15 protein-coding genes and 1 other RNA gene are annotated in these 16,725 nt (G+C 50.3%); all 16 read right to left on the reverse strand.

The genetic code is table 11. The features are described 5' to 3' along the window. Positions 1 to 14: 14 nt before the first annotated feature. The 16 genes from EK22_RS02740 to rsmI all read right to left on the reverse strand — a co-directional run bounded on the left by EK22_RS02740 (position 15) and on the right by rsmI (position 16,672). Positions 15 to 767, reverse strand: a complete 753-nt coding sequence (locus tag EK22_RS02740) for a cell division protein FtsQ/DivIB (protein WP_036247838.1) — start codon at positions 765 to 767, stop codon at positions 15 to 17. Continuing rightward, positions 767 to 1,699 (reverse strand): D-alanine--D-alanine ligase, encoded by a 933-nt coding sequence (locus EK22_RS02745; protein ID WP_020158189.1) that lies wholly within the window; start codon positions 1,697 to 1,699, stop codon positions 767 to 769. Before EK22_RS02745 ends, EK22_RS02740 begins: the two co-directional genes overlap by 1 nt. Then, positions 1,696 to 2,583, reverse strand: coding sequence for a UDP-N-acetylmuramate dehydrogenase (gene murB, locus EK22_RS02750; RefSeq protein ID WP_051961633.1), 888 nt, complete (start codon positions 2,581 to 2,583; stop codon positions 1,696 to 1,698). The genes EK22_RS02745 and murB overlap by 4 nt, the downstream gene beginning before the upstream one ends. Before the next feature lie 40 nt (positions 2,584 to 2,623). Then, the gene (murC, locus tag EK22_RS02755) at positions 2,624 to 4,045 is read right to left on the reverse strand and encodes a UDP-N-acetylmuramate--L-alanine ligase (RefSeq protein WP_173424773.1); all 1,422 of its coding nucleotides are present in this window, start codon (positions 4,043 to 4,045) and stop codon (positions 2,624 to 2,626) included. A gap of 11 nt (positions 4,046 to 4,056) precedes the next feature. Then, positions 4,057 to 5,115: an undecaprenyldiphospho-muramoylpentapeptide beta-N-acetylglucosaminyltransferase gene (murG, locus tag EK22_RS02760; protein WP_036247844.1), complete on the reverse strand. Its 1,059-nt coding sequence runs from the start codon at positions 5,113 to 5,115 to the stop codon at positions 4,057 to 4,059. Next, positions 5,100 to 6,275 (reverse strand): putative lipid II flippase FtsW, encoded by a 1,176-nt coding sequence (gene ftsW, locus EK22_RS02765; protein ID WP_036247847.1) that lies wholly within the window; start codon positions 6,273 to 6,275, stop codon positions 5,100 to 5,102. Before ftsW ends, murG begins: the two co-directional genes overlap by 16 nt. Beyond that, positions 6,272 to 7,645, reverse strand: coding sequence for a UDP-N-acetylmuramoyl-L-alanine--D-glutamate ligase (gene murD / locus EK22_RS02770; protein ID WP_020158194.1), 1,374 nt, complete (start codon positions 7,643 to 7,645; stop codon positions 6,272 to 6,274). The genes ftsW and murD overlap by 4 nt, the downstream gene beginning before the upstream one ends. Before the next feature lie 4 nt (positions 7,646 to 7,649). Then, positions 7,650 to 8,732 (reverse strand): phospho-N-acetylmuramoyl-pentapeptide-transferase, encoded by a 1,083-nt coding sequence (mraY, locus tag EK22_RS02775; protein ID WP_020158195.1) that lies wholly within the window; start codon positions 8,730 to 8,732, stop codon positions 7,650 to 7,652. Between the two features lie 3 nt (positions 8,733 to 8,735). Further along, the gene (gene murF / locus EK22_RS02780; protein WP_036248007.1) at positions 8,736 to 10,127 is read right to left on the reverse strand and encodes a UDP-N-acetylmuramoyl-tripeptide--D-alanyl-D-alanine ligase; all 1,392 of its coding nucleotides are present in this window, start codon (positions 10,125 to 10,127) and stop codon (positions 8,736 to 8,738) included. Beyond that, on the reverse strand, positions 10,127 to 11,599 hold the full coding sequence (locus EK22_RS02785; RefSeq protein WP_036248010.1) for a UDP-N-acetylmuramoyl-L-alanyl-D-glutamate--2,6-diaminopimelate ligase: 1,473 nt from the start codon (positions 11,597 to 11,599) through the stop codon (positions 10,127 to 10,129). Before EK22_RS02785 ends, murF begins: the two co-directional genes overlap by 1 nt. A gap of 7 nt (positions 11,600 to 11,606) precedes the next feature. Then, the gene (locus EK22_RS02790) at positions 11,607 to 13,334 is read right to left on the reverse strand and encodes a peptidoglycan D,D-transpeptidase FtsI family protein (RefSeq protein ID WP_036247850.1); all 1,728 of its coding nucleotides are present in this window, start codon (positions 13,332 to 13,334) and stop codon (positions 11,607 to 11,609) included. After that, positions 13,335 to 13,607 carry a cell division protein FtsL gene (ftsL, locus tag EK22_RS02795; protein ID WP_027147081.1) on the reverse strand — a complete coding sequence of 91 codons (273 nt, stop codon included), beginning with the start codon at positions 13,605 to 13,607 and terminating at the stop codon, positions 13,335 to 13,337. It abuts the gene before it with no gap. Continuing rightward, positions 13,608 to 14,588, reverse strand: a complete 981-nt coding sequence (gene rsmH / locus EK22_RS02800; protein ID WP_020158200.1) for a 16S rRNA (cytosine(1402)-N(4))-methyltransferase RsmH — start codon at positions 14,586 to 14,588, stop codon at positions 13,608 to 13,610. After that, positions 14,551 to 15,018, reverse strand: coding sequence for a division/cell wall cluster transcriptional repressor MraZ (mraZ, locus tag EK22_RS02805; RefSeq protein ID WP_020158201.1), 468 nt, complete (start codon positions 15,016 to 15,018; stop codon positions 14,551 to 14,553). Before mraZ ends, rsmH begins: the two co-directional genes overlap by 38 nt. A gap of 381 nt (positions 15,019 to 15,399) precedes the next feature. Continuing rightward, positions 15,400 to 15,749: RNase P RNA component class A (rnpB, locus tag EK22_RS23010), an RNA gene on the reverse strand. Positions 15,750 to 15,826: 77 nt separating this feature from the next. Next, positions 15,827 to 16,672 carry a 16S rRNA (cytidine(1402)-2'-O)-methyltransferase gene (gene rsmI, locus EK22_RS02810; protein ID WP_036247852.1) on the reverse strand — a complete coding sequence of 282 codons (846 nt, stop codon included), beginning with the start codon at positions 16,670 to 16,672 and terminating at the stop codon, positions 15,827 to 15,829. Between the last annotated feature and the right edge of the window lie 53 nt (positions 16,673 to 16,725).

Below are 16,725 nucleotides of genomic sequence, written 5' to 3' on the forward strand. Positions count from 1 at the left end.
CTGTGTCGCCTTCTCTAATTGCCCATCTGTTTAATGTTCGGGGTTTGCAATTTTTTCCAGTCAATTTCAGCAGTTCCGGGCTTCCATGAAACCCCGTAGCCATTGGGATATCTCAAATCGACTATAGCCATCGCATCAATCTGTTCTTGTCCTAATACCGTCAGCGTCTTCAAGAAACGCTGTAATTTTTCTAACGGCTCGTTGCGTCCCAGCAGTATTTCCATACCCGTCGCCAGCTTGATTTTCCATGACCACCGGTCATCAATGCTGAACTCCGCCAATTCCATGGATTGGTCCGCTAAAGCTGTTTTAACGCCCTTCATTATTTCCAAGACTTTCCCATGCTGCTGATCTGGACCTACAAGCAGAGGCAACGTCTGGAATTGATCTATATTTTTCGGGGCAAATAACTCGCCTCTCTCAGTCAACAGGCTTTGCTGTCCCCAACGTACATAAGGTTTTTTCTCATGCACCTTTATATCAATCGCATCAGGCCAGACCCGTTTGACTGCCGCGGATTGCACCCACGGCAGTTGCGCGACGGCTTCATGTATCGCCTGCATATCCGCCGCAAAGAAACTGGTCATGACCAGCGGCCGCAGCGCTGTTTTTATTTCATCCTTGCCAAGGTATTGAAATACGCCCTCGATCCTGACATATTTGATGGGCATCGCGCCGGAGCCATAGCTTTTAACTCCCTGCCCACACAGCCAGATCAATCCGATTAATAATATGGCGCCCAGGATTTTTACTGCCTGCCTGTCCATTAGCCGATACTGGTTTCCAATATCCGCCAGACCAATTCATCGAAATCAATACCTGCCTGTTTGGCCGCCATTGGCACCAGACTATGATCCGTCATGCCCGGCACGGTATTAATCTCAATTAATTGATACTGGCCGTTGTCATCAACAAATACATCGAGTCTCGCCCACCCCTTAACGCCCAGCACTTCACTGGCTTTTACCGCCAGATTCCGCAATTGCAACTCTTCGGCCTCATTCAGGCCGCATGGACAATGATACTGCGTCGTTGTCGCCTGGTATTTTGCTTCGTAATCATAAAATACATGCGGTGTTTCCAGGCGAATCACCGGCAGCGCTTCGCCGTTCAATACGCCAACCGTATATTCCCGGCCCGTTACCCAGGACTCTGCGTAGACATCGCAGCGAAAATCCGCCGCGGTTTTTAATGCCCTGCGCAGTTCATCAGGATTAGCCGCCTTGCTCATGCCTATACTGGAGCCTTCCTGGGCCGGCTTGACGATAACCGGGAAGCCCAGCTTTGCCGCACAGTTATCCAGGTCATTTTCATCTTTCAACAAAAACCATTCAGGCGTGGCTAATCCATAACCCTGCCAGCATAGTTTGGTTCGGAGCTTATCCATGCTCAATGCGGAGGCCATAACACCGCTGCCGGTATAGGGAATCCCCATCACTTCCAGAACAGCCTGAAGCACGCCGTCTTCACCGCCCCGGCCATGAATAATATTGAATACCCTGTCAATCTTCCGCCCGCCCAGGGCTTCTATAGGACTGCCCGTAACATCGATGGCGACGGCATCAACACCTTTGCGCTTTAATGCTTCGTATACAGCGGCGCCGCTTTTCAGCGAGACCTCCCTTTCAGCGGCCGATCCGCCCATCAATACGGCAACCCGCCCGAATTCTTGCGGATCTGTAATCCTCACAGGCTTCATAGTGCCACGCCTACCATACAAACTTCAGTCTGCAATTCAACCCCCTGACTTTCCTTTACCTTAATCTGAATATAATTAATTAGTGCTTCGATGTCGGCAGCCGTCGCCGTGCCGAGATTTATAATAAAATTCGCATGTTTTTCCGATACCCGAGCGCCGCCGATGGCATATCCTTTCAAACCTGCCTGCTCTATCAGCCTTGCCGCATGATCGCCTTCCGGATTTTTAAACACTGACCCGCAGCTCGGCTGGTTGGTCGGCTGCGATTTGGCCCGTTTTTCCAACAAACCTTTTATCCGCTGCAGGCTCTCTGCCGTATCGCCTTGCCGCAATGTCAATTGCGCCGCCAGAAACCATTCGTCGTCAAAGCCTTTGACGGACCTGTATTTAATCTCGAAATCCCGAGGAACTCGGACATTGACCTGACCCGACGCATTTAGCATGTCAACATTTTTTACGATCGCCCAGGTTTCGCCGCCAAAAGCGCCGGCGTTCATTTTCAAAGCACCGCCCATCGTCCCCGGTATACCCGCCAGAAACTCCGCACCGATGAGTCCGTGCTCCGCACAAAAGCGCGCCACATGCGCGCACGGAACGCCGGCTTCCACATAAACCGTCCCGTCCAGAGCCAGTTTCATTTCTTTTAGCCGGCTTTTGGTATTAATGACCGTACCGCGTATGCCGCCATCCCTGATTAATAAATTACTGCCCAGCCCCATCCAGAATATCGGCTCGGCAGGAGCCCCGCTTGAACCGGATAGCGCAGTTATAAAATCGATCAAGTCCTGCCGATCATCAGGTATGTATAACCGATCGGCCGGCCCGCCGACTCGCCAACTGGTGTATTTCGCCAGCTTTTCATGGTTCAACAGGCAACCTTTCATCGTAATGGCCAATTTTTTTTCATATGATCCGACCCAGTTATTAACCCGCCAAAGCCTCTGATATTAATTGCGGCAATTGCGTGGCGATTTGCCCGACATTACCGGCGCCCAAAGTCAGAATCACGTCATCGGCTTTTACAATGCCGGCCAGTATTTGCGGCAAGTCTTTCCAGTCTTCGACGAATACAGGATCGACCTGGCCGCGCATGCGAATAGTCCGGCTTAATGCCCTTCCATCCGCCCCCGGAATGAGCGTTTCCCCTGCCGCATAGACATCCATCAGAATCAGCACATCGACGGTGGACAGAACCTTTACAAAATCCTCAAATAAATCCCGCGTACGCGTATATCTGTGCGGTTGAAAGATAACGACCGCGCGTCTATCTGGCCAAGCCTGTCGCAGTGCCTCAAGCGTTGCGGCAATCTCGCGGGGATGGTGCCCGTAGTCATCGACCAAGGTTAGTTTACCGCCGTCTATTTCCAGATCGCCCTGAATTTGAAACCGTCTGCCGACGCCCTTGAATGCGCCCAGGCTTTTTACGATCGCCTCATCATCAACATTCAGGTTAGTTGCGATACTGATAGCCGCCAGCGCATTGAGCATGTTGTGCCAACCCGGCATGTTCAATGTAACCTGCAGCGGCGGATAGTCGCCCCGGCGAATCACTTTAAACGAGGTATGCATGCCTTGCTGCTTGATATTGATCGCACGAACGTCAGCATCGGGATGAACGCCATAGGTAGTCACCGGCTTGGAGATCTGGGGCAGAACGTCTCTGACCCCTTCATCATCCAGACACATGACCGCCAAGCCATAAAAAGGCAAATGGTGCAGGAACTCGATAAACGTTTCTTTCAGGCGCTGATAGCAGCCTTGATACGTCGCCATATGATCCTGGTCGATATTGGTGACCACCGCCATCATAGGCTGTAAATATAAAAAAGAAGCATCGCTTTCATCGGCCTCGGCCACCAGATAATGCCCCAGGCCCAGTTTGGCGTTGCTGCCGGCGCTGTTCAGCCGGCCGCCGATGACGAAAGTCGGGTCAAGCCCGCCTTCAGCCAGCATGCTGGCCGTCAAGCTGGTCGTAGTGGTCTTACCGTGTGTCCCGGCCACGGCAATGCCAAACCTGAAACGCATCAACTCAGCCAGCATTTCCGCACGTGGAATAACCGGTATTCTATTCAGATATGCTTCATCGATTTCTTCATTGCTGCGGTCTATGGCGCTGGACGCAACCACCACATCGACTTTCATGACATTTTCGCGCTTATGGCCGATATTGATCGCCACACCCAACTCGGCGAGCCGTTGTGTTACCGAACTCTCTTTAATGTCGGAGCCGGAGACCTGATACCCCAAATTGGACAAGACTTCCGCAATACCGCTCATGCCGGTCCCGCCTATGCCGACAAAATGTATCCGGTCGATTTTGCCTAATACCTGTGCCTGCATCTGGATATTGGGAGAGTTCATAAACCGGCCTCGGCTATGCAATAACCGGCAACGACTTCAGTTGCATCCAGACGAGCGCATTGTTTTGCGGTATTACTCATAACATCTAATTGTTTCAGCATTTTTGTTATCTGTTCCGCCAACGTTACGGCATTCAAGTCTTTCTGCATTAAACACATCCCGGCACCGGCATCGGTTAAATAGCGGGCATTCGCTGTTTGATGATCATCAATGGCATGCGGCAACGGAATAAAAATTGCCGGCACGCCCAAGGCCGCGACTTCACTGACGGTCATCGCGCCGGACCGGCAAATTACCATATCCGCCCACTGATAGGCTGACACCATATCATCAATGAAAGCGCTTACGTCCGCATTAACGCCCAGAGCCTGATAGCGGTTCCTGACCTGCTCGAACATAGCCGTACCGGTCTGGTGCTTTATCTGTACGTTTTTAAATTGCGTAACGGCTTCCGGAACGACCTCGTTCAATACCTGTGCCCCCTGACTGCCGCCGACGACCAAAATGCGGATTGCCTGACTGTCTTTCTGCCTGCCGTTAACGTCGAGTCTGCTTAAAAACTGTTTTCTTAACGGGTTTCCAGTGCATGTTGCCTTTACATCCTTGTTGAAACTGTCGGGAAAAGCCTCCAGAATCCGGTTTGCTATTGTTGCCAATAACCGGTTAGTCGTACCGGGTACCCGGTTCTGCTCATGAATGACCAAGGGTATACCCAGCAGTTTTGCCATCAGTCCGCCAGGCCCCGCAACGAAGCCCCCCATGCCCAGAACCACATCGGGATCGCGGCGCCGTAAAATCTTAAAAGCCTGAGCACATGCCCTTACCAGCATCAATCCGGCTTTTATTTTCGTCATAATGCCTTTGCCTCGCACACCTGAAACCGACAGCCAGTCAATCTCTATTCCGTTTTCCGGAACAACCCGGCTTTCAAGCCCTTTATGCGTCCCCAGCCAACTGACTTGCCAGCCTTTTTCCACCAGCGACTGGGCAACAGCCAGGGCAGGAAAGACATGCCCGCCGGTTCCACCGGCCATGATGACTATGCGCTTGCCCATTCGGAGTTTCCTTTAGGTCGGTTGACATTTATTGCATAGACCTCGCTCTGCACGCGAAACAGCAGCGCCATCGCGCAGCACATAATCATCATACTGCCGCCGCCGTAGCTCATCAGGGGTAAAGTCAGCCCTTTCGTGGGCAAAATCCCCATGTTGACGCCCATATTGACGAACGCCTGAAAACCAAACCAGATGCCCAGTCCATAAGCGATAAAAGCGGAGAACCGTTGTCCCGCCCTTTCTGCCGCCGCGGCCACTTGGAAAGTGCGCCATACTAATAATGAAAATAAACCGATAACGGTCACCACTCCCAGCAAGCCCAGCTCTTCGCCAATCACTGAAAACAGAAAATCGGTATGCGCTTCCGGCAGATAAAATAATTTCTGTATGCCGCTGCCCAGCCCCACGCCCAGCCATTCACCGCGCCCGAACGAAATCAGTGCCTGAACCAGCTGAAACCCCGTATTCAGCGGATCGGCCCAGGGATTCATGAAACTCGTCACGCGCACCAGGCGATAGGGCGAAAAATAAACCAGCAGCATTGCCAGCACGGCGACCACCGCCAGCAAAACGAAGAATTGCGACAATCGGGCGCCGGCCAGAAACATAATGCCCATGGCAATGCATAAAATCACTACGGCCGAACCAAAATCCGGCTCCAGCAACAGCAATATGCAGGCCAACGAAAACAATGCCAAAGGTTTGACGATACCGTAGGCCGATTCGCGCACGGCCTGCTGATGCCGGGTAACATAACCCGCTATATAAATGACGGCGAAGAATTTAACCACTTCCGACACCTGTATGCGCAAACCGCCTACAGACAACCAGCGCACACTGCCGTTAACCTTTACCCCCAGACCGGGTACCAGCACCATGACCAGCAATAACAGACCTGCTATAAACAGTCCTGGTCCCCATTTTTCCCACACATGCATGGGGACCGCCATCACACAGGCGCCCAGGAACAGTCCCAGCCCGATGTGCATGAGCTGTCTGATCGGATAATACAAGCTGTCATCCGCCATTTTTACGCCCAAATGCAATGATGATGAGGTCACCATGACAAAACCGATCAGCAACAACCCCATGCATGTTGCCAGCAACAGCGGATCAAAATGAAATCGCCAGGCCCGCGGCATTTTGGCGCGATCATTCATGCCACCAGCTCCAGCACTGCCTTGGTAAATTTTTCGCCGCGATCCTGATAACTTTTAAATTGATCAAGGCTGGCACAGGCCGGTGAAAGCAATACGCTTTCACCGGCATCAGCCAGATTGGCGGCGATCTGTACCGCCTGAACGATATTTTCAGCGGCATAGATAGGCACACAGCCATTCAGCGCCTGCTCTATCAACCCCGCATCTTTGCCCATTAACACGACACTTTTGGCTTTTTCCTTGATTACGGGCCTCAATTCGTTCATATCGGCGCCCTTGGCATCGCCGCCGGCGATAAGGATCACTTTGCGGTCATAGCCCTGCAAAGCCGCGACGCAGGCACCGATATTAGTCGCCTTTGAATCGTTAACCCAGGTAACGCCGCGTATTTCGGCGACCCGCTGCATGCGATGCGCCAGTCCTTTAAATTTTCGCAGTGCCCTGCACATGGACGGCTCGTCCAGTCCTACAGCGGCTCCTAAAGCCAACGCGGCCAGTGCATTGGCCGCGTTATGCCGGCCTTCAAGCGGCAATTCGGCCAGCGGCATCAACAGAGTGTCGTCGTGCATCAGATATTCTGTATTAGCGTTTGCTGCAAGGTAAAAATCCGCATGCTTGCGGTTGATAGAGAATGTCAGCACTTTTCTATCCGCATCCTTCATCGATTCGACTATAGGATCATCAGCATTGATTACCATGACGCCATTGCCATTAAATACCCGGCGTTTTTCCTCGGCGTATTCGGCCATATCGGCATGCCGATCCAGATGATCGACCGTCACATTGAGCACGGTCGCAGCCGCCGCATTAAAAACGGTCGTCCTTTCCAGTTGAAAGCTGGAAAGCTCCAACACATACAGATCCGCATCCTGTCCCAGCAAATCCAGGGCCGGGGTTCCGAGATTCCCGCCTACCCCCACGCGTTTACCCGCCTCTTTTGCCATTTCCCCCAGCATGGTTGTCACAGTGCTTTTACCGTTGGAACCGGTAATCGCAATCACCGGCACATCAATGGAACAGGCAAACAAATCAATATCGCTGACGATTTTCGTGCCATTGGCAATGGCTTTGACAATGGCTTTTTCATTAAGCGACACACCGGGACTGACGACCAGATGCGTGGCAACATTAAAAGCCGCCTCATCGAATCCGCCGGTAAAAACCGCCGCATCCGGCATTTGCTGAGAGAGCATTTCCATTAACGGCGGCTTGGCTCGACTATCGATAATAGCGAACTTGATTCCCAAATCTTGTAAGTAACGTGCCGCTGAGATTCCTGTTATGCCAAGGCCGACCACTAAAACCTTGGCAGTCTGCGGGTCCAGCGCAAAATTCTTTTTTAACAATTCTGTAATCGCTGTCTTATCCATTTTCTTATCTCAATTTCAAAGTTGCCAGACCGATCAGCACCAAAATAACGGTGATGATCCAGAAACGTACGATAACCCGAGGCTCGGGCCAACCTTTCAACTCAAAATGATGATGAATAGGCGCCATGCGGAAAACGCGTTTTCCTGTTGTCTTGAAAGAGGCAACCTGGATAATCACGGATACCGTCTCCATGACGAAAACACCGCCCATAATCATCAGCACAACTTCTTGCCTAACCAGTATTGCTAGTACACCTAAAGCTCCGCCCAATGCCAGCGCGCCGACATCGCCCATGAATACCATTGCGGGATAGGCGTTAAACCATAAAAATCCTAAGCCGGCGCCGATTAAAGCGGCGCAAAATACGATCAATTCCCCGGCATTGGGCAAATAAGGAATAGCCAGATATTCGGCAAATGTCACGTGCCCTGACAGATAGGCGAAAATACCCAGGCCGGAAGCCACCATGACAGTCGGCATAATGGCCAGGCCATCCAGACCGTCGGTCAAGTTGACGGCATTGCTGCTGCCGACGATGACGAAATAGGCCAGCACCACATACATCCAGCCCATGTCCACCATGACGCTTTTGAAAAAAGGCACGATAAACTGCGTTTCCGCCGGCAGCACCGCCGTTTTATACAGGAAAACAGCGGCGATTAAGCCGATAGCTGATTGCCAGAAATATTTCGCTTTAGCCGACAAGCCGTCACTGTTGCGGCGAATCACTTTTCGATAGTCATCGACAAAGCCGATAACACCATAGCCCATGGTGACCAGCATAATGACCCAGATATAACGATTGCCGAGATCGGCCCACAGCAGGGTACTGATGGCAATCGCAACCAGAATCAGGGTTCCGCCCATGGTAGGGGTACCCGATTTTTCATAATGCGTTTGCGGGCCGCATTCGCGGACACTTTGCCCAATCTTGTTACGGCTTAATTTCCTGATCATCACCGGCCCGACGATGAACGAAATCATTAATGCAGTTAATGCTCCAAGTATGGCGCGAAAAGTCAGGTAGTGAAAAACCCGAAACCCGCCCTCGAATGTCATTAAATAATCCGCCAAATAAAGTAACATTTTTTAAATCCTGAAATTTTCAACCAGAGCCGCCGCTACATTTTCCATGTGCCGTGCTCTAGACCCTTTGATTAAAATCGATTCGTTGCCTTTTAGTTCTTGTTTTAATACATCGATCAACTCATTCTGGGCCTCAAAAAAAGTAGCGCCCTGACCAAAGACCCGTACTGTATTTTTGGCATCGGCGCCCATAGCCAACAAGCGCACGACACCGCTGGACTTAAGCAATTCGCCCATTTCCTCATGTATTTTTTTACTCTCCGGCCCCAGCTCGCCGAAAGCCCCCAAAACCACCCAAGGGCTGCCTGGCATGTCTTCCAGCACGGCGAGTCCCGCTTTCAGCGAGGCAATATTAGCGTTATAGGTATCGTCAATAATGATATTGCCCTGCCGGCTTACCAGTGGCTGCAAACGCCCTGTTACCGGCTTGACGCTTTCCAGTCCCTGTTTAATCTGGGTCAAGTCTATCCCCAAAGCCAGACACGCAGCGGCGGCGGCAAGGGCATTAACGACATTGTGCCGTCCTGCCAGTTTTAACTCTACCGCCAGATTTCCCTGAGCGGTGACCAACTCAAATCCGGTAGCAAATTCGGGGCAGGCTATGCCTCCGGTATAGACACCGTTAGTGTGAATTTCCGTTTTGATTGACCGGGCAGTCACATCAGCGTTGTCATTTAAACCGAAAGACAGGCTCTTACGGACTCCGGCTATGGCTTTCCAGTAATTGAAATAAGCATCATCGCGATTTAACACGGCAATGCCATCATCTTTGAGCGTCTCGATGATTTCTCCTTTCGCCCTGGCAACACCGTCCAAACTGCCAAAACCTTCTATATGCGCCGCCCCTATGTTCGTGATAATCACAACATCAGCCTGCACATAAGTACTGGTATAGGCAATTTCTCCTGGATGGTTCGCCCCCATCTCAACCACGGCATAACGATGCCGATTCTCGAGCCGCAGTAAAGTCAAAGGCACGCCGATATCATTATTCAGGTTGCCTTGAGTAAACAATACCGGATCATTGACAGCTAATATGGCCGCCACCATTTCCTTGACCGTGGTCTTGCCGTTACTGCCGGTCATGCCGACCATTGAAACCGGTGCTTTTCGGCGCCATGCGCCGGCCAGTTCAGCCAGCGCTAAGTGGGTATCATCGACAATTATATGAGGCATTGCGGCCGTAACCCCTGTATGTACGATGGCCGCGGAGGCGCCTGCCCGCTCGGCCAAATCGACGAAGTCATTACCGTCGAAATTGTGCCCCTTGATTGCCACATACAACTGCCCGGGCTTAATGGCCCTGGTATCGATGCTGACCGAGGAGATAGCCATATCCCGCCCGACCAACCGTCCCTGCACACAGTGGGCGATATCGCTTAGCATCATCTCCATCATTGCGCCGCTCTCGCTTTTAATGCGTCAATCACGACTTGCCTATCGCTAAACGGTATTTTTACGCCATTGATCTCCTGATATTGCTCATGGCCTTTACCGGCAATCACGATACAGTCGTTTTTGCCCGCGCTTGCTAATGCTTTTTGTATCGCCTGCTCTCTGTTTTGTATCACTTCAACCTTACCCGAACTGCAACCAGCCAAAATGTCATTCACTATATCGCGTCCATTTTCAAAGCGCGGATTGTCATCTGTCACGATCACATGATCCGACCAGCGCTCAGCACAAGCTCCCATTTGCGGACGTTTGCCGGCATCCCTGTTGCCACCGCAGCCGAAAACGAGCCATAACGCTTCTTTACAATGCTTCCTGACGCTGGATAAAACTTTATCCAGCGCATCCGGCGTATGGGCATAATCAACAAAAACCAGAGGCCCAGAATCTCCACCACCCAAGCGCTCCATGCGGCCGGGCACCGGCTCCATGCGCGTCAACCGGTCAGTGGCTTGCTTCAACGTAGTCCCCATTGCCAGCATAACAGTCAACACAGCCAGGACGTTCTCTATATTAAAATCGCCGTATAACGGCACTTTCACCCGCTGCTGCTCGTGTCGCCAGCGTATGTCAAATTCAATGCCATCGGCTTTATGCAAAACATGTTCTGCCGCTACGTTCTCGGTTATCGCCGCTTTTTGTCCTTTGCGGCTAAATCCCCATACGGCTACCGATTCAGGCACTGCCGCCATGATTTGCCCGCTATAATCATCATCCAGATTCACTACCGCAAAAACCAGGCCGGGCGTCTGCAATAAAGCCAGCTTAGCCTTAATATAAGCGTCCATTGAGCCATGGTAATCAAGGTGATCGCGGCTGATATTGGTAAATACGGCGCCTTTAAAACACACGCCGTTAACGCGGCCCTGCTCCAGACCGTGCGAGGAAACTTCCATCGCGACCATTTGTTTTTTAGCCTTGACGAGTTCACCCAGCATATGCTGAACAGCCAGGGCGTCGGGCGTCGTGTTCAGTGTATTGCTGAGTTTGCCCCACGTTCCCCAGCCGAGCGTACCGATAACGCCGCAATCATCCATAAGCTGGCTTAAAAATTGACTGCACGAGGTTTTTCCATTCGTGCCTGTAATACCGATAACATCAATTCGCCGAGAGGGGTCGCCGTAAAAGCGCGCCGCAATCTCACCTAATGAAAATCCCAGATTTTCTACCGCGACAACCGGAATGGAGCCAACCCGCTCCGCCAGTCGTTTACCTTGCCCGGCTGGATCAAAAATCACGGCGCGGGCGCCATTGGCGATAGCCTGCTCAACATGCATCAATCCGTGTTGCAAGGCACCGTTCAAGGCAATGAATGTATTGCCGGCGACTACCGCACGGCTGTCCAAGGCCAAACCAGTGATGGTCACTTTATCGCCGACCACCGCTAGCCCGCTTAATAAATCTTCCAGTTTCATGGCCATGTTATGATGGTTTCTGCGTCAGCAATATCGGCATGGTATCTTCCTTATCGGGCGCAACACCCAGCACTCTTAATGCGCCAGCCATGACTTTGGAAAACACGGGAGCGGAAACCACACCGCCGTAGTATTGGCCCGCGGAAGGTTCGTCAATCATGACCACAATAACCAGCCGTGGATCGCTGGCTGGCGCCATGCCTGCAAAAACAGCCTGATAGGTTTTATCGAGATAGCCACCGGGGCCGGCCTTTTTAGCCGTTCCGGTTTTACCTGCGACTCTGTAACCATCGACTCGGGCTTCATAGGCTGTGCCGTCTTTCATAATCACGCTTTCCATCATCATCCTGACACGCCTGGCCGTCTTGGTTGAAAACACCCGGCGCATATCCTCATCTTCGTCCCGCTTCAACAGGCTAACCGAATGCAGAATGCCGTCATCGGCCAAAGCCGTATAGGCTCTAGCCAATTGCAAGGCAGTCACATTCAAACCGTAGCCGAATGACAGGGTCGCCTGCTCAAAAACATGCCATTTATCATAATCAAGCAAACTTCCGCTGACTTCGCCAGGAAAACCGGCACCCGCCACTTTTCCAAATCCAAGCTTGTCGTACAGCCCCCAAAAATATTTGGGCGGCATTTTCAATGCCATCTGGCTGACGGCCACATTGCTGGACTTCTTCAGCACTTCTGTCAAAGTCATTGTGCCGTAATTATGTACATCCCTGACCAGGCGGCGCCCGACCCGAAGCATGCCATTGGTTTCAAAAACCTCGCCTGGATGAACATACCCGCCATCTAAAGCCGCCGCGACCACAAAGGGCTTGACCGTCGACCCCGGCTCAAATACGTCCATCATCGCCCGGTTCCTGTATAAACTTTCTTTTAAATTTTTTCGGGTATTCGGATTAAAAGACGGCTGACTCACTGCCGCCAGAACTTCTCCGTTTTTTGCATCCAACACCACTAAAGTGCCTGACTTGGCCTTATGTTTTTCAACGGCCAGCTGCAATTCCCGATACGCCAAATACTGGATGCGCTGATCAATACTTAAATCGAGATTTTTCCCTGAAACAGGCTCTTTAATACTTTCAATATCGTCAATAATACGGCGCCGCCCATCTCTGATAACCCGTTTACTGCCCGGAATACCTTTCAAGACTTTTTCATACCCTGCCTCAAGCCCTTCCTGCCCGATATCATCCACATTGGTAAACCCGACTAAATGTGCCGACACTCCGCCCGTAGGGTAAAACCGCTTAAACTCGCGCTCAAAAAAAACACCAGGCAACTTTAATTCTTTTACCTGATCGGCATACCCTGGATTAACCCGCCGAGCGATATAAGCAAATTGCCGGTTGCTATCCTCTTTAAGCAGCCCAGTGATTTTCCCATCCGACAGGCCCAGCAGTTTTTCCATTTGCCTGACTCGGTCTTTCGGAGCTGATTTAAGCTCTCGGGGATTCACCCAAATAGATTGCACCGGGGTACTGATAGCCAGCGGCTCTCCATTCCTATCTTTAATCATGCCTCTATAAGCGGACACCGACACGTCATCCACTTGTCTCATATCGCCCTGATCCTTCAGAAACTGCTTATTCAATACCTGTAAATCGACCGCGCGCCCAACCAATATCGCCATGCAACTCATCATGAAAATCATGACGAATCTCCTTCTGCCGGAAAAATCCTCGGCTTGCGGACTTGCTTTCTTTTCGCCTTGAAAATCTATCATTTACGGTTTTATATAAATAATTTTTTCCCGTAAGGGCATAACCAGTTTCAATTGCTCCCGTGCTACCAGTTCAACCCGATTCTGTTCCGTTAAAGTAGTCAGTTCCAATTGCAACTGCCCCCACTCCACTTCATACTGATCCAAAGCCCTTTCCTGTTTCTGGATCTCGATAAAAATCAGCCGCGAATAGTATTTGCTGTAAATCACTGCCAGTGCCGATATCAGAAGCACCATCAGCAGTGCTCCCACAACCAAAATTCGATCTGTCGCCACTTAAATTCTCTCTGCCACCCGCATTACCGCGCTTCGTGCCCTTGGGTTTTGGGCAAGCTCTTGCTTACTGGCTTTTATTGCCTTACTTATTTTTTTAAAAAAGCCCTTATCAATATCAATCTCCTTGATAGGTAGCTTGCCCGGATTGTATCTGGCCCCTGACTCATCCCTGATAAAACGCTTTACGATCCTGTCTTCCAAGGAATGAAAAGAAATGACAACCAACCGGCCGCCCGGTTTCAGGACTCGGGCCGACTGCTGTAACACATTTTTTAATTCCTCCAGTTCCCTGTTGATTTCAATGCGTATCGCTTGAAAAGTCCGTGTTGCCGGGTGCTTGTGTTTCTCTCTAACCGGCACGACCTCTTCAATCAATTCAGCCAATTGTCGAGTTGTTGCGATAGGCGCTTGAACTCTTCTTTCGACAACCGCACGGGCTATGCGTCGGGCAAAGCGCTCTTCACCATATTCAAACAGAACCTTAACAAGCGCCTGCTCATCAACAGTAGCCAGCCACTGCGCCGCCGATACGCCGGCATTACCATCCATGCGCATGTCCAACAGTCCGTCACGCAAAAAACTAAACCCTCGCTCAGGATTGTCCAGCTGAGGAGACGACACGCCCAGATCGATCAAAATCCCATCAATGCATCCGGTCAGCCCTTCCCTGGCCACTATATTTTCCAGTTCCGAAAAACAATTATGTATTAATTTAAAACGCTCATCCTTAAGCATTTCTTGTGCATAACCGGAATTAATTGCATCGGCATCACGATCGAAAGCCAGCAACCGTCCAGATGGCCCTAACTGATCCAGAATCCCTCGACTGTGGCCTCCTCGACCGAATGTACAATCCAGATAGATGCCTTCTTTTTTTACCGCTAACTGCTGCAGGGCTTCTGCAAACATAACGGGCAAATGTATCACTAACAAATCTCCCGTCTTAAAAGGATAAAGATCCGAGATCTTCCAATCCTTCATTATCATCGCCATTAAGCCATTCATTTTCTTTTGCCGTCCATGCCTCTTCATTCCAGATTTCAAACTTATTAAGCTGACCAACCAGAACAATTTTCTTTTCCATTTGCGCAAATTTTCTGAGTTTTTCCGGCAGCAGCAATCGCCCCTGCCCATCCATTTCGCATTCAGAAGCATTGCCGATAACGAAACGCCTTAACTTGCCTGCCATCTTATTCAAGGTAGGCAATTTACTGATTGTCTGTTCGAGTTTTTCCCATTCAGGTAGAGGATAAAGCCACAAACAACCGCTTTCTCCAACACACCGCTCATCCACGGCAACCGTCACAACCATTTGACGCTCGCAGCACTCCTGCAATTCCTCGCGATAACGCGTTGGAATAGCGAAACGCCCTTTGTCATCAAGATTGATTGAGCTGATACCGCGAAACAAGATTTACCTCAAATTCCCCAAAAAACCATTTTTTTCCACTTTTCGCCACTATAATTCACTATAGATTTCAAACCTGCCTGAGTCAAGGACGATTTCATTTCTAATCTTTCTTTTTTGACAATGACTTACGTAACCTTAAAGCACAGGTTGAAGCGCATAAAACCCCTTGAAATAAATCTTATGCTTTATCAGAAAGTTAATTGATATTATGGCAGTAGTACTTTAAGGAAAAGCGTCTTAAAACCAGCAGACTTTACCAATAAAGAAAGGAATAAGGAGGAAGGAATTGCGGCAATATTTACCGAACATTTTCAGACAACTCTAACTTCAAAAATGTTTATTGGATTGCGCCTCGAGGGTATTTTTTAAAGCGCAAACGAAAGAAAGAGCCGGCCTGTAAGCCGGGTTCTGTCTAGAACAGTCATTCATCTAGGCTGCAAGTCACCCTGCAGCTCAAGCAATCTACCCAGGAACCGCGCGGGCCACGCGTCTGTTCCTCTATTTGATCTTGCTCCGGGTGGGGTTTACCCTGCCACTCCTGTTACCAGTTGCGCGGTGCGCTCTTACCGCACCTTTTCACCCTTACCAATCCAAAGGACTGGCGGTATATTTTCTGCGGCACTTTCCGTAGGCTCACGCCCCCCAGGCGTTACCTGGCACCCTGCCCAATGGAGCCCGGACTTTCCTCCATCTTATCTTGACGATAAAACAGCGACTGCTCAGCCGACTCTTTCAATGCATAGTCTATCACATTTATTAAACAAGCGTCTTGACGCGTTATATTAACGTTCAGACTAAGCGTTTTTACTTATTGCATATCCAAGGCCGCTTGGTATAACAATTTCTTCCTTACACCGGTAATTTCTACAGCCATGGCAACCGCCGTTTTAATAGAACATTCACGCAATAGTATACTCAGTACTTTGCGCTGCTCCTGGGTTATAACCTGTTCATTTTTATCGATAATCGCACCATCGACAATCACGACAAACTCGCCTTTTCTCATATTGTCGTCGCTCTCGACTAATTCCAGCGCACTGCCCAAATTGGTTTTTACAATGGTTTCGTGCAGCTTGGTTAATTCTCTGGCAATGACTATCTGACGATCCAGCGGCAACACTTCAACCATATCCCTTAGCGTTGCCAGAATCCGATGACTGGATTCATAGAATACCCAAGTGATCGGGCACATCAGCTTTTCACGAAAAAACGTCTGCCTCGCCGATGAAGTCCGGGGCAAAAAGCCTTCGAAAGAAAACCGCGTAACCGGTAATCCTGCCGCCGATAATGCAGCAATCAACGCACAAGCGCCCGGCACGGGCGAGACATCCAGTCCCGCATCTTTCACCATGCGCACCAGCGGCATGCCCGGATCACTTAGCAAGGGCGTACCGGCATCTGAAACCAGTGCAATAGACCGCCCCATCTTCAGTTTTTCCAGTAAGCCTACAGAAACCGTTTCTTCATTATGCTGATGTAATGAAACCACTTTATTGCTGATACCATAGTGCTGCAGCAACATTCTGACATGCCGGGTGTCTTCCGCGGCAATCAAATCGACTTGTTTTAATATTTCCACCGCTCTGAAGCTAATATCTGCTAAATTACCTATTGGAGTAGCAACAACATATAATTTGCCGCATGGACTTGACATTGGACATTCTCACTTGAAAACTTCTAATTTTAAGATTCGGCTACAATATAAGC

Source organism: Methylobacter sp. BBA5.1, from assembly GCF_000746145.1.
GTDB classification, from domain to species: domain Bacteria; phylum Pseudomonadota; class Gammaproteobacteria; order Methylococcales; family Methylomonadaceae; genus Methylobacter; species Methylobacter marinus.